This is a genomic window from Cytobacillus firmus, assembly GCF_023657595.1.
GTDB lineage: Bacteria > Bacillota > Bacilli > Bacillales > Cytobacillaceae > Cytobacillus > Cytobacillus firmus_B.
The window spans coordinates 1,612,261-1,625,650 of record NZ_CP098323.1 but is presented as its reverse complement, the minus strand read 5'-3'; the positions used below and the strand labels follow the sequence as shown (position 1 = coordinate 1,625,650).

At 40.2% G+C, this 13,390-nt stretch carries 10 protein-coding genes; 3 read left to right on the top strand and 7 right to left on the bottom strand.

The genetic code is table 11. The annotated features are described in order from the left end of the window. Positions 1-12 precede the first annotated feature (12 nt). Positions 13-1,089, bottom strand: a complete 1,077-nt coding sequence (coxB, locus tag NAF01_RS08465) for a cytochrome c oxidase subunit II (RefSeq protein WP_197214784.1) — start codon at positions 1,087-1,089, stop codon at positions 13-15. 111 nt (positions 1,090-1,200) lie between these two features. After that, entirely contained in the window at positions 1,201-2,139 is a 939-nt protein-coding gene (cyoE, locus tag NAF01_RS08460; protein ID WP_163143005.1) for a heme o synthase, read from the bottom strand. A gap of 634 nt (positions 2,140-2,773) precedes the next feature. Between cyoE and NAF01_RS08455 the strand changes: the two genes are divergently transcribed. Further along, on the top strand, positions 2,774-3,751 hold the full coding sequence (locus NAF01_RS08455) for a COX15/CtaA family protein (RefSeq protein ID WP_163143002.1): 978 nt from the start codon (positions 2,774-2,776) through the stop codon (positions 3,749-3,751). Between the two features lie 229 nt (positions 3,752-3,980). On the opposite strand, the gene pyc is transcribed toward NAF01_RS08455, so the two are convergent. From pyc to NAF01_RS08440, 3 genes are all read right to left on the bottom strand, one after another. After that, a complete protein-coding gene (gene pyc / locus NAF01_RS08450) occupies positions 3,981-7,421 on the bottom strand; it encodes a pyruvate carboxylase (RefSeq protein WP_197245639.1) in 3,441 nt (1,146 codons plus the stop codon). Between the two features lie 179 nt (positions 7,422-7,600). Further along, positions 7,601-8,803, bottom strand: coding sequence for an FtsW/RodA/SpoVE family cell cycle protein (locus NAF01_RS08445; RefSeq protein ID WP_197245637.1), 1,203 nt, complete (start codon positions 8,801-8,803; stop codon positions 7,601-7,603). 257 nt (positions 8,804-9,060) lie between these two features. Beyond that, the gene (locus tag NAF01_RS08440; RefSeq protein ID WP_048010616.1) at positions 9,061-9,342 is read right to left on the bottom strand and encodes an Fpa/YlaN family protein; all 282 of its coding nucleotides are present in this window, start codon (positions 9,340-9,342) and stop codon (positions 9,061-9,063) included. Positions 9,343-9,615: 273 nt separating this feature from the next. Here NAF01_RS08440 and NAF01_RS08435 point away from each other — a divergent pair, with 273 nt between their 5' ends. Beyond that, positions 9,616-10,113, top strand: coding sequence for a molybdopterin-binding protein (locus tag NAF01_RS08435; RefSeq protein ID WP_197245635.1), 498 nt, complete (start codon positions 9,616-9,618; stop codon positions 10,111-10,113). 88 nt (positions 10,114-10,201) lie between these two features. Here the strand turns inward: NAF01_RS08435 and NAF01_RS08430 are convergent, their stop codons facing one another. Then, on the bottom strand, positions 10,202-11,533 hold the full coding sequence (locus NAF01_RS08430; RefSeq protein ID WP_175609154.1) for a PhoH family protein: 1,332 nt from the start codon (positions 11,531-11,533) through the stop codon (positions 10,202-10,204). Between the two features lie 335 nt (positions 11,534-11,868). Here NAF01_RS08430 and NAF01_RS08425 point away from each other — a divergent pair, with 335 nt between their 5' ends. After that, the gene (locus NAF01_RS08425; protein WP_197214779.1) at positions 11,869-12,474 is read left to right on the top strand and encodes a YhcN/YlaJ family sporulation lipoprotein; all 606 of its coding nucleotides are present in this window, start codon (positions 11,869-11,871) and stop codon (positions 12,472-12,474) included. A gap of 77 nt (positions 12,475-12,551) precedes the next feature. On the opposite strand, the gene NAF01_RS08420 is transcribed toward NAF01_RS08425, so the two are convergent. After that, complete coding sequence (locus NAF01_RS08420) at positions 12,552-13,007, bottom strand: pyridoxamine 5'-phosphate oxidase family protein (RefSeq protein ID WP_197207464.1); 456 nt, start codon at positions 13,005-13,007, stop codon at positions 12,552-12,554. Between the last annotated feature and the right edge of the window lie 383 nt (positions 13,008-13,390).

The window sequence follows — 13,390 nt, the reverse complement described above, 5'->3', positions numbered from 1 at the left end:
TCAAAAAATCCCCTATTGTTCCATAACTTTCAAGCCCATTAAATATTCTGTCAGGGCATCAAGCTCTTCTTCAGACAATTCACCATAAGTACCTGTCATTTTATTGCCAGGTTTGAATGTTTCCGGATCTCTTAACCAATCCTTAAGATCTTCTTCAGTATGATCAAGGATACCGGCAATACGGTCACGATCACCGAAGTTTGTTAAGTTAGGAGCTAAACGGGCTGCTTCAGGAGCAGTGTTTGCCGGTGTTACAGCATGACAGCCGATACAGCTGTTATTGAAGACTTCCTGACCAGCTTGAGCCAGATCTGTCTCTGCTTTTTTAGGTTCTTTTACTTCTGCCATTGCAGTTGCCCATTGATCGAATTCATCACGTGGAACCGCTTTAACTTTGAAATCCATTAATGCATGGGAAGGACCGCAAAGCTCAGCACATTTTCCATAAAAGTAATTGTCCGCATCAGCAGCCTTTTCACTGTCAAACTTCAGCCAGAACTTATTCACGTTGTCCGTATTCGTATCCAGCTTACCGCCTACAGCAGGAATCCAGAAGGAGTGCTTAACATCAGAAGCAATAAGATTGAAATAAACTTTTTCATCCGTTGGCACAACTAATTCCTGGCCAGTGATAATTTCCTGGTTTGGATATTCGAATTCCCACCAGTATAAGTTTGCACGCACATTAACAACAAGTGCATCTGTTTTGCCTTCTTCATTCTTCTTTTCCATTGGGCTTACATCAGCAAGCTTAAAGGTAGCTGAAACTGTCGGTACAGCAAGAATAAGAAGCAAAAGAATAGGAATAACAGTCCAAATGATTTCCAGCTTGTGGCTTCCTTCAACTTGTTTTGGAATTCTGTCGTCCTTGCGGCGGAATTTAAAAACAACAATAAAGAAGATTACTGTTACGACCGCAATTACTCCTACCATTATTACAGTACTTAACACCATCAAATCAAATTGTGTCTGCGCCACTTCGCCGGCAGGTTTAAGCGTAGATAAATACGGTTTGCCGGAGCAAGCGGAAAGAATGAGCGCCATCATTGCAAACAGAGAAAAAAGACGCCACTTTGCAAGCCTTTTCATAGCTTAATCAAACCCCTCTTTCGTAAAGATTTCATTTTTTGAATTGTTTGATCAAAAAATATGGATAAATCCCCTCTCGTTATAAACGAAAAAAGGAATTTCCTAACTAAGTTAAATAAGTGTGATGATTACCATGGCTACAAACATGATGGTCAGATATTGCAGGGAGTATACAAACATTAATGTAGCCCATTTAATATCATCATTAAACTTCCTTGCATATATCCCAGTCAATAACCAGCCGATGTTTAAAACCCCAGCAAGTATTATGAATGGCAATCCAAGAGATGGCATAAGGAACGGCAGCGGCAATAATGCTGCAATCCAGATATAAATATGCCTTTTAGTGGCGTTAAACCCTTTTACTACTGGGAGCATCGGAACTCCAGCAGCCCGGTATTCCTCTACCCTTCTCATAGCCAGTGCATAGAAATGTGGAGGTTGCCAGATAAACACGATAGCGAACAGCACCCAAGCCATAGGGTCAAGATTGCCATCCGCAGCTGCCCATCCAATCAAAGGTGGAACTGCCCCTGAAATGCTGCCTACAATCGTATTGGAAACAAACCTGCGTTTCGTCCACATTGTATATAAGACAACATAGCTGAAAACACCAATTAATCCAATTACAACTGCTGTTACTGTTGTAAACATTAAAAAGGCCGTACCAAGGCCAATAAGCAGAAAGCTCAAAAGTGCCACCTTGCCCGGGTTCACTTTCCCGGTAACAGTTGGCCTCCCTTTTGTCCTTTCCATTAATGGATCAATGTCGCGGTCAATATAATTATTTAAGCTGCAGGAGCCTGCAATAATCAAAGAGGAGCCGATTACTGTATATAGAACCAGATCCAGATTATTGAAAAATCCTTTTCCTGAAAAATGCAGTGCAAGCCAAAGACCGGTGAAGGTTGTAATCAGATTGGAATTTACAATGCCAATTTTGATAAGAGCAAGGAAGTCCTTCCAAACTGTAGTCTCAGGTATATCTTGCTGAAGGCTTCGCTCTCTGTTCTCAATAGCAGCATCACTCAAAGCCCGTGAGTCAGACATATCTTTTCCTCCTTAATTCCTTATCGCGAACATTACACCTACTATAAAGTATAAATGCACTGAAAGCCATATTCACGATAAAAAACGAGGGGTGAACCCTGGATGAATAATAACCATACCAATAGTTTTCCTACCATTAATAATGTAGTTAAACTGTTTACTATCTAAATGAATCTAAACCATTTCTCTGTATATTAAATCACACTTTAAAACTCTTTTGTGAATTTTTTTAGAATAATTTATGACTAATTTGTGTCAAAGTCTAAATTCACTTAAAGAAAGGGTTTATTTTTGAGATAATAAAACTGTTTCAGAAAACTACGGAGGAATAATATACTCACTTTTATGTATTTTGGTTTACTTTCCGCGACAGGGGACATCCATTTTATACCCCCTTTATATTTCTAGCAAACTCTATTATAAGTTTCAACCTTTTTTACTATAATTAACTTTATAATTTTTATAACTGTTGTAAAAAGCTTTTTATTCCTGTACTATCGAAAAAGTAAATGGACGCACATTCATATATGGCTTTTTATAGAATCTTTGTTAAGATAGATAATGGACAAATACGCAGTAAATCAATTATTGACACTATTATTAAACCTAGAATATTTAAAGAAGGTGAAAGGCTTTGCAACGATCTTTAAAATGGCTTGCTGTTCTTACATCAATCGGCATGCTTTTGGTTTTGCTGGGCGGTGCCCTTGTAACGAAAACGGAATCAGGTATGGGGTGCGGGAAATCGTGGCCGCTTTGCAATGGCGAGCTAGTTCCCACCGATATTACTCCTGAACTGATTATCGAACTGGCACATAGACTGGTTTCAGGCGCTATCGGATTTATGGTTCTTATATTATCGATTTGGACATGGAGAAAAATAGGACATATTAGAGAGACAAAGTTTTTAGCGCTGACTTCGCTTTTTTTCCTAATCCTGCAGGCTTTAATTGGCGCTGCCGCAGTAGTCTGGGGGCAATCTGATTTTGTGCTCGCCCTTCATTTCGGGATATCTTTAATATCATTTGCTGCTGTACTGCTCCTGACTTTGCTTATTTTTGAAGTTGATAAAAAATTCGAGGCAGAAAAGCTTATTATCGATAAAAGAATGAGGAAACATATTATTGGAGTTTCTTTATACAGCTATGCTGTTGTTTACACCGGCGCACTTGTGCGTCATGTAAATGCCAGCCTTGTATGCCGTGACTGGCCGCTTTGTATAAATGGATCTTTCGCACTTCCCGCTAATATGTACGAATGGGTGCAAATGGGGCACCGGGCTGCCGCGGGCTTAATTTTCATATGGATTGGTTACATTACCTATCTGGCTATTAAACATTACAAGGACCAGAAGGTAATTTACTGGGGCTGGATTATTTCATTTATCTTAGTATCACTCCAGGTTGCCGCTGGAGCATTGGTTGTTTTAACCAGACTTAACTTGTATATAGCTCTTGCACACGCCTTCTTTATTTCCTGCTTATTTGGAGTATTAAGCTATTTTATCCTCCTGTCTTCACGAAGCAGAAAAAATGAGCTTGCTGTTTCAGCTGTTAAGGAAAAAGAGAAAAATGATGAATCTGCTCTCCCTACTTTTACTTCCATTCCATAAATACAATAAACAAAAGAGCTTCGGCATTTGCCGAAGCTCTTTTGTTTAGACTCTTTTCGTATAAAAAGTGTTTTCACCTATCAAAGTTCTCCGTTGATTTCCGCTCCAGGCTGCTCAGGGAACCGCGGGGAGGGCGGTGATCCGAAGGAGTCTCGCACCTTCCGCTCCAATCAACTCAGTAAATAGAATAATACACAAATAGCAACAAACCTTACGAAACAGCTATTGTTTATTTTGACAACTCTATCAGCAAGTCTCCAGTTTGAATTGCTTCACCATTTGAGACGAAAATATCCTTTACAGTTCCAGAGAATGGTGCCTGTACAGTGGTTTCCATCTTCATAGCCTCTGTAATCATTAAGTGATCGCCTTTTTCGACTTTTTCACCTTTTTCTACAAGTAACTTGATGACAGTTCCCGGCATGCTGGCTGCAATATGGCTTTCATTATGCGGATCAGCTTTTGCCTTGGCTGCTGCTGTAGCTTTTATGCTTTCATCTTTTATACTTACTTCCCGAGGCTGACCATTTAGCTCGAAATACACAATTCTTGTGCCGTCAGCTTGAGGCTGCCCTATCGAAACCAATTTAACTATTAATGTTTTACCTGTTTCAATTTCAATTTCCACTTCCTCACCAAGTCTTAGACCATAGAGGAATGTAGGGGTATCAAGAACAGAAATATCACCAAATTGATCGCTGGTCTTAATATAATCCATAAATACTTTTGGATATAGTGCATAGGCAATTGCGTCAAAGCTTGTAACCTGTCTGCCTAATTCTTTGAAAAGTTTTTCTTTTAAAGCATCGAAGTCTACATCTTCAAGAAGCTCTCCCGGTCGGACTGTGATTGGCTCCCTGTCCTTCAATATAACCTTTTGCAGTTCAGCCGGGAATCCACCATACGGCTGCCCCAGGTAGCCTTCAAAAAGCTCAACAACTGAGTCTGGAAAATCCAAAGATTTTCCTTTATTCAAAACATCCTGTTCTGTCAGCTGATTCTGGACCATAAACAACGCCATATCACCAACTACCTTGGATGAAGGTGTAACTTTAACAATATCACCAAACATTTGGTTCACACGGGAATACATGTCCTTAACCTCATCCCACTTATCCCCAAGGCCAACTGCTTTAGCCTGCTGCTGAAGATTACTGTATTGTCCGCCAGGCATCTCATGCTGATAGACTTCTGAATGAGGAGCTTTCATCCCGCTTTCAAAGTCCTGGTAATATTTGCGCACATCTTCCCAATAGTAAGATAATTGCTCGAGCGACTGGATATCAATTTTTGGCTGCCTGTCATTTCCCTGCAGCGCGTAATATAAAGAGTTAGCACTTGGCTGGGATGTTAAGCCTGCCATTGTGCTCAGGGCCGTATCCACAATATCCACTCCAGCTTCAATAGCCTTTGCATATGTGTAAATTCCATTACCGCTTGTATCATGAGTATGAAGATGAATTGGAATGTCAACAGTTTCTTTCAATTCAGAAATAAGAGTGTATGCTGATTGCGGCTTCAATAAACCAGCCATATCTTTGATGGCCAGTATATGAGCTCCCTGATTTTCCAGTTCCTTTGCCAAGTCTTTATAGTATTTAAGATTGTACTTCGTTCTGGCAGGATCCAGAATATCACCTGTATAGCACATAGCTGCTTCAGCAATTTTTCCTGTCTGGCGCACAGCATCGATTGCGACTTCCATCCCTTTAACCCAGTTAAGGCTATCGAAAATCCGGAATACATCGATGCCGGCGTAGGCTGATTTTTCTACGAACTCTCTTATTACATTATCCGGGTAGTTTTTATATCCGACTGCATTCGAAGCACGAAGCAGCATCTGGAATAAAACATTTGGCATTTTTTCCCGCAATGTCAGTAATCTATCCCAAGGATCTTCTTTCAGGAATCTGTAAGCAACATCAAAAGTTGCACCGCCCCACATCTCAAACGAAAACATATCCGGAAGCAATTTTGCTGTCGGCTCTGCTATATGCTTCAGGTCATTAGTTCTAACCCGCGTCGCGAGCAGAGATTGATGCGCATCACGGAAGGTAGTATCCGTGATCAGGACTTCTCTTTGTTCTTTAATCCATTTAACAAGCCCTTCAGGACCTTGATTATCTAAAATTTGCTTTGTTCCATCCTGGTAATCTGTACTGTATTTTAATCTCGGTACTCGAGGCTCTTCAAATACCGGACGCTTCTTCTTTTCAATTCCCGGAAATCCATTTACTGTTACATTCCCGATATAATTCAGCATCTTCGTCCCGCGGTCTTTCTTTTTCGGGAATAAGAATAGCTCAGGAGTTTCATCGATAAATGATGTATCATACTCACCTATTAGGAATTTCTCATGTTTTACAACATTCTCAAGGAAAGGAATATTTGTTTTAATACCCCTGATACGAAATTCCTGAAGGTTCCTCACCATTTTTGATGCTGCCTGCTGGAAAGTCATTGCGTGCGTAGAGAGTTTAACAAGCAGCGAATCATAATAAGGTGTGATTACTGCCCCCTGAAAACCATTTCCCGCATCAAGCCTCACGCCGAAACCGCCGCCTGATCTATATGCCATTAACCTGCCAGTATCGGGCATGAAATTATTTAAAGGGTCCTCTGTTGTTACACGGGATTGAATGGCATAGCCATGTACATGAATATCTTCCTGTTTTGGAACACCAACTTCTTTGCTGTGCAGCGAGTAGCCTTCAGCCACCATGATTTGCGTTTGTACAATATCAACACCTGTTACCATTTCAGTGATCGTATGCTCAACTTGCACACGCGGATTTACTTCTATGAAATAAAACTGATCACCTGAAACCAGGAATTCCACAGTTCCTGCATTTAAATAATCTACATTCTTCATCAGGTTGACAGCAGCCTGGCAAATCTCGTCTCTCAAATTCTCCGGGAGGGAGACGCAAGGTGCAACTTCAACAACCTTCTGGTGGCGCCTTTGGACTGAACAATCTCTTTCATACAGGTGAACAATATTTCCTTCATGGTCACCGATGATTTGAACTTCGATATGCTTTGGTCTTTCTATGAATCTTTCAACATAAACCTCATCATTCCCAAAAGCTGCTTTTGCCTCTGATTTGGCACGCTCATATGATTCCTTTACTTCTTCAAGGTTCCTTACGATGCGCATGCCTCTTCCGCCGCCGCCCAGTGAGGCTTTAATGATAATTGGGAAGCCATGATTTTTGCCAAAGCTAATCACTTCGTCAAGGCTTTCTACTGGACCATCACTGCCAGGTATAACCGGAATTTCAGCAAGCTGGGCTTGAGTTCTTGCCTTAACTTTATCACCAAACATATCCAGATGCTTTGAAGTAGGACCGATAAATATGATACCTTCTTCCTCGCACCGTTTTGCGAACTCAATATTTTCAGATAGAAAGCCGTAGCCCGGATGAACGGCATCAACATCACTGGTTTTTGCTATATCAATGATTCCTTCAATATCAAGATAAGCATCAATCGGTTTTTTGCCCTCCCCTACCAGATAAGCTTCATCCGCTTTATAGCGGTGGTAAGAACCGGAATCTTCTTTCGAATAGATAGCTACCGTGCGAATATCCAGCTCCGTGCAGGCGCGGAATACACGAATGGCAATTTCTCCTCTGTTGGCTACTAATACCTTGTTAATTCTTCTGCTCAAACAAAACACCCCGTCTTTATGTATTTTTTGGCAATATTCTGCCAAATCTAAGTTGAGGCCGGACGGGTATTCCGCTAACCGGCCATAATAACTTCGATTGGCTGCCCCTGATGGAAGCAATTATGTAATCAGCATTAGCTGATTGATATATAAATAAAGCACTGTGAATTTAACTGTGCTTATTTATGAATAGAAAATGTTTTTTCGGAAGCCATCTCAATGGATTCCGGATTTGTCTCTTCATGTTTATTTTTATATTTCTTTTCATAATTGACGAACATAGAGACATTCACTAGAATTCCCATTGCAATCGAAAGCTGAAGCAGGGATGACCCTCCATAGCTTATAAAAGGAAGTGTAACACCAGTGAGCGGCATAACACCCGAAATTCCCGCAAGGTTAATGAACGCCTGAATTCCTATCATGGCGGAAATCCCGATAGCAAGCAAGCTGCCAAAAGCATCTTTACACTTTAAACTGATAAAGATTCCCCTCAGTACAATGTACCCGAGAAGCAAAATGACAAAACCTACTCCGAATGCCCCGAGTTCCTCAGCAATTACAGCCATAATGAAGTCTGTATGGGCTTCAGGAAGATACCCAAGTTTTTGTATACTCTCACCAAGGCCCAGCCCTTTTAACCCGCCTGCACCGAGGGCAATATAGGAATTCGAAAGCTGATATCCGAACTCCGATCCAAAGGGATCTCTAAATGCTTCTACCCTCCCCAATCGATAAGGCGCAAATATCTTATCTTTTAATAGAAGGATAAAAGGAGAAGCCAGCAATACACCGAAAAGCCCCAATTTAAATATGTTCTTAAAATTCATGCCTGAAGTAAAGATCACAGCTCCAGCCACAAGCAATATAATCATGGCCGAACCAAAATCTGGCTGAACAGCAACCAAGATTACGGCAAGAATAAGATAAGCAAGCGGGGGGAGAACTCCTTTGTTAAATTCATTAATATAGGGTTGCTTCTTTGCATAGACAGCAGCCAAATATATAATGACTGAAAGCTTGACAAACTCTGCAGGCTGAAGGCTTCTCTTGCCGATCTCAAACCAGCTCATAGCTCCGCCCGCTACTTTTCCAAAGATAAATAACGCAATCAGGCCGAATAACGAAAGAAACACCATCGGAACAAGAAATTTGTTGCTTTGCATAGCTTTGTATGGAAATAGAGCGACAAAAACGAAAACAATGCCTGAGATAATTAAATTAAGCTTTTGTTTATTGTAGAAAAAGTCGCTATCCTGATCATAAATCTGCACAGCTGTAACCATACTTGCACTGAAAACCATAATGAGTCCAAAAACAGCTAACAGGGCTACAGCTATTATCAGGGTATAATCATATGATTTTAATATTTTTTTTAACATCCAGCCCTCTTCCCTTATCTTCTAAGTTTATTACTTATTCTACTATAGTATTAAATATCCTGCTTTGAAGAAAAGAAAAGTTAATTTAAATGTAACACAGCAAAGAAAATAATTCTATAATTATGTTATACTATTTTTAAATTAAGTTATACAATATTGATTATTCTTTTCTTTTGGATATACTAATACCCATTACATAATAATACGGTTATAAAAAAACTCAAACAATCTTTGGAAGATGTTTGAGTTTTTTATTTTTATTTTTTTACTGAAGCTTCGTGGAGCATGGACAGCTCCCTTTCCAATTCTTCTAAAATAGCCTTGCCTTCAGTCTCTTCAATTAATCCGAGACGGACAGCAAAATCTATTTCTCTGGATAAGCCAAACATCTGGGTATCAAGTACTTCCTCATATAGAGGGCATTGAGGCATGGTTAGATTATCCATTTGCACCTTTATTAACTTTAATATTTTAGCAGCATCTGCCTTTAAAAGGGCATTTGCTTTTTCTTTGTGATCAATAATCATGTCAGAAGCCAACTTTCAATCCCTCCATTTCCGAGCGATTATCCTATCTATAAATTTTATACTTAAGCATGGAAAAAAGCAAGGATAATAAGGGATTCGATAGAGAAATGATTCCGGCATCAATTCATAACCCACTAATAAGGCATGTCACCAATCATTAATTCGTTCTGTTCATTAGCGACTTTAACCAAATAGCACTTGGGCCTGTATGACAAGCGCCTTAAAAATCTGTATACTTAAATCATACATATATTTAGAATAAAAGCTGCTGCCAGGAGGTTCAATATGGAAAATATTATTGCTTTCAAAGGAAACGTAAAATATCAAATCACCTTAGATCCGGGAGTCTGGATATTTGATGACCGAAGGGTGGATTTGACAACATACTTTATGCATGAAAATATCAGAAAAAACGAACTTGAGGAATATACTAAAGCAGTCTCAAAGCATTGGGATAGAGAAATCATGGAAGGCGCAGTTTTTCCTCCAACACTTAAAACAGAAAAGAAATTTGAAAAAGAAAAGGTCCTGACAGGCACATTCGGTATACCTTTTAAACCATTCCTAATGAATGCAGAGCCGGATGAGAGCGCAGAAATCGTTGTTATTGAGAGTGAAGATGGTGAAACCAGTTTGACACTATCTGAAGCCGAGGAATTAATATTGGGGTTCTCAAAGGATGGAAAACCGTTAAAAGAGGATGGGCCAGTTCATGCCTATCTTGGGGATGGCAGCAACTATAATTCCCCCATAAAAAGAGTGAAAGCATTCAGAGTGGAATGACCGGAGAGGGCGATTTGCATCGCCCTTTTTCTTCGCAGTCTCTTCCCCGGCATGAAAACCTCAGAATTCACAAACTCTGTCATGCAGGCTATAACAGATCAGCAGCAAGCTGGGCCAAGCCAGATCTCTCACCTTTAACAAGTTTGACATGACCTGAGATAACCTGATCTTTAAATCGTTCCACGACATAGGTGAGACCGTTGTTATAAGCATCCAGGTAGGGATGGTCAATCTGCTCGGGATCTCCCATCAGTACAATTTTACTCCCTTCCCCTACCCTGGTTAATATGGTTTTTACTTCATGCTTCGTCAGGTTCTGAGCTTCATCAATAATAATGAATTGATCCGGTATGCTTCTGCCTCTGATATATGTCAGGGCCTCCACCTCAATCGAGCCCATCCCTGCCAATATGGCGTCCAATTCACCTGGCTTTTTGACATTAAACAGGTACTCCAGATTATCGAAAATCGGCTGCATCCACGGTCTTAACTTTTCCTCTTTTTCACCCGGAAGAAATCCCAAATCCTTGCCTACAGGCACAATGGGGCGGGCGACAAGCAATTTTTTGTACTGGCCATAATCTTCTGTCTGCATTAAGCCGGATGCCAGCGCCAAAAGAGTTTTTCCAGTACCCGCCTTGCCGATAAGCGTAACAAGCGGCAGGTCGTTTCTCAGCAACAGCTCAAGAGCCATTGTCTGCTGCACGTTCCTGGGCTTGATCCCCCATATATGGTCATGATCAAAAATGAGTTTTTTCACTTTCTTTCCACTTTTGTCCACAATACCAAGTGCAGACGAAGATGAACCAAGCGCATCTTTCATCACCAGAAACTGATTCGGATAGAAAGGATGATTTGCTATTTCAGATAGCGGCAGTTCTCCTTTTTCATAGAAACGGTTCATAATATCGAGACCTATATATACCTCCAGAAACCCGGGATATAAATGATCATTTTCAACTACACGATCACTTAAGAAATCCTCTGAAATTAGCCCGATAGCATCCGCTTTAACTCTGACAAGGGCATCTTTGCTTACCAGAATTACCGTTCGTCCATTTTCTTTTGTCTCTTCCTCCAAGGATAAGTTTTTTGCAACTGCCAAAATCCGATTATCATTCGTTTTTTCTACAAAGATCTCCTGAAGTTCATGAAATGATCTATGATTTAACTCAATTCGCAGGCTTCCGCCATTTTCAAGAGGTATTTTCTCATGGAGCTTACCCGTCTCCCTCATGCTGTCAATCAGCCGGGATACTTGCCTTGCGTTCCTCCCAATTTCATCCATATACCTTTTCTTAGAATCAACCTCTTCCAGAACTACAGCCGGAATAACTACTTCATTATCTTCAAATGAAAATATGGAATTAGGATCCTGCAACAAGACATTGGTATCTAATACGTAAATTTTACTCAATATGATGCCTCCTGCTCCTCTTGTGTCTTGATAAAGCAAATTACAAAAGCGAGGTCCCCTGCATGCAGATTTGCAGTTTCATGAAAAAGATCACCTTCATTCCTGATGGATTATAATCCTGTTGTTTTATATTATTCAGCCTTCGAAAGATGTTGATTAATTAGGAAGAAAGGCTTTCTTATGAAGTGGACAAATCTATCTTGGTAAAAATATATGTAATGCCGAATAAAGATAGAAGAAATTTTGCACAATAACATTAAACAATCCTCAATATTCCTGAACCTGAAAAATTCAAGCTTTCATTTTCAGGAAATTTTGATGTCCCGGAGGTGTCAAATATGAATAAATGGCTGCTGTTATGGATGACAGGATTACTATTAACAGGGTGCGGCATGAACAACAATCAGGCCCAAGACCATCAGGAACAGAAAAATATCAACACCGTAAATGTTAAAAATAGTACAATACAGGAAGTTGACAGGGAGACTGGACAGCAAGTTTCCAGGCATCTTGTCAATTTGGCTGTCCGAGTTCCCAATGTCAATGATGCAACAGCAGTTGTACTTGGACGCTTTGCAGTAGTTGGGGTAGATGTAAATAAAAATCTCGACCGTTCTGAGGTCGGATCAATCAAATATTCAGTTGCAGAAACTCTTAAAAATGATCCTCATGGTGCAAGAGCGATTGTAGTGGCTGATCCGGATATTAACGCCAGGCTTCGGGAAATAGCCGCTGACATTCAAAACGGAGAGCCCCTGCAGGGAATCATGAATGAACTGGCAGATATCGCTGGCCGGCTAATGCCTGAAGTCCCAGCCGACCTGGTTGATCCTAAAAAGGAAAACGAGAAAAACGCAACCGAAGATCCAAAGAAAAAACTCAACAATGATCAGGAAAAACAGCTTGAAGATAAACAGGAAAAACATTCGAACTATTATAAGTAAAAGTGTCACCACCGATGGATTTATTATTTAGCGGTAAAAATGCTGTAAGAACAACAAAAGCTTAGTTCCCTGGGGAACTAAGCTTTTTTCATTGCCTCCATTACCTGTTTGTCCAAACGGGCTGCTGCGTCTTTATCGTATGTTTTGTCATATTGAGGTTCGACAGTGATTTTAGAGCCGTAAAACATGACATCACGGACTTCCTTCACAGTGATGGACATAAGCGCGAGCTTTAAAGGTACGCCTTCCATCTTTTCAGCCTTAAGCGATGCTTCACCTGCGATGGAGTATGTAGATTCATTCGCGATAATATTCAGAACAACTTTGTTATTGCTATTAATGTTTTGAACAATTCTCGAACGGTTATCAACTGCAAAATATAATGTTTCATCATCTTTTGCCAGTATCCATGAAATCGCATTGACATTTGGTCCGCCAGTTTCAAAGTCAATAGTGGCAAGTGTGACGAAACGTTCCTTTTGCAATTCGTCATATAATGGTTTGATTAATTTCGGTTCTACCTGATTTGCCATTCTTTTCCCTCCTTTATTAATTTCATCATAGTATGATAACGCTTTTCTTTCAACTTATAACATTTCTTCTTCAAGTTTGATTTAACCTGCAGCGCTTTCTATACTAATATAAACTAACATATAAAACCCGATACGGGATGACCCTAAAAAAAAATTAATTTGCCGCAAAGCATTCGAATCAAACCTTAACTTGTACTATAATGGTAATAACAACAGTTAAAACAATAGGCTCTTTTTCAAAGATTGTTGTTTATGTTTATGAATTCTGCCCGTTGATTTTCGCTCCAGGCACGCATCGACCTGCGGGGAGGAATGCGATCCTCCTCGTCATCGACTGCGGGGTCTCACACTTCCCTCTCCTACCGCAGGACATTGAATAAGCT

What these genes read in the sequence shown, in the direction of transcription:
- NAF01_RS08445 (WP_197245637.1), bottom strand. Translation starts at nt 8,803, where the DNA reads ATGTTAAAAAAAATATTAAAATCATATGATTATACCCTGATAATAGCT.
- NAF01_RS08425 (WP_197214779.1), top strand. Translation starts at nt 11,869, where the DNA reads ATGAATAAATGGCTGCTGTTATGGATGACAGGATTACTATTAACAGGG.
- cyoE (WP_163143005.1), bottom strand. Translation starts at nt 2,139, where the DNA reads ATGTCTGACTCACGGGCTTTGAGTGATGCTGCTATTGAGAACAGAGAG.
- NAF01_RS08420 (WP_197207464.1), bottom strand. Translation starts at nt 13,007, where the DNA reads ATGGCAAATCAGGTAGAACCGAAATTAATCAAACCATTATATGACGAA.
- NAF01_RS08435 (WP_197245635.1), top strand. Translation starts at nt 9,616, where the DNA reads ATGGAAAATATTATTGCTTTCAAAGGAAACGTAAAATATCAAATCACC.
- coxB (WP_197214784.1), bottom strand. Translation starts at nt 1,089, where the DNA reads ATGAAAAGGCTTGCAAAGTGGCGTCTTTTTTCTCTGTTTGCAATGATG.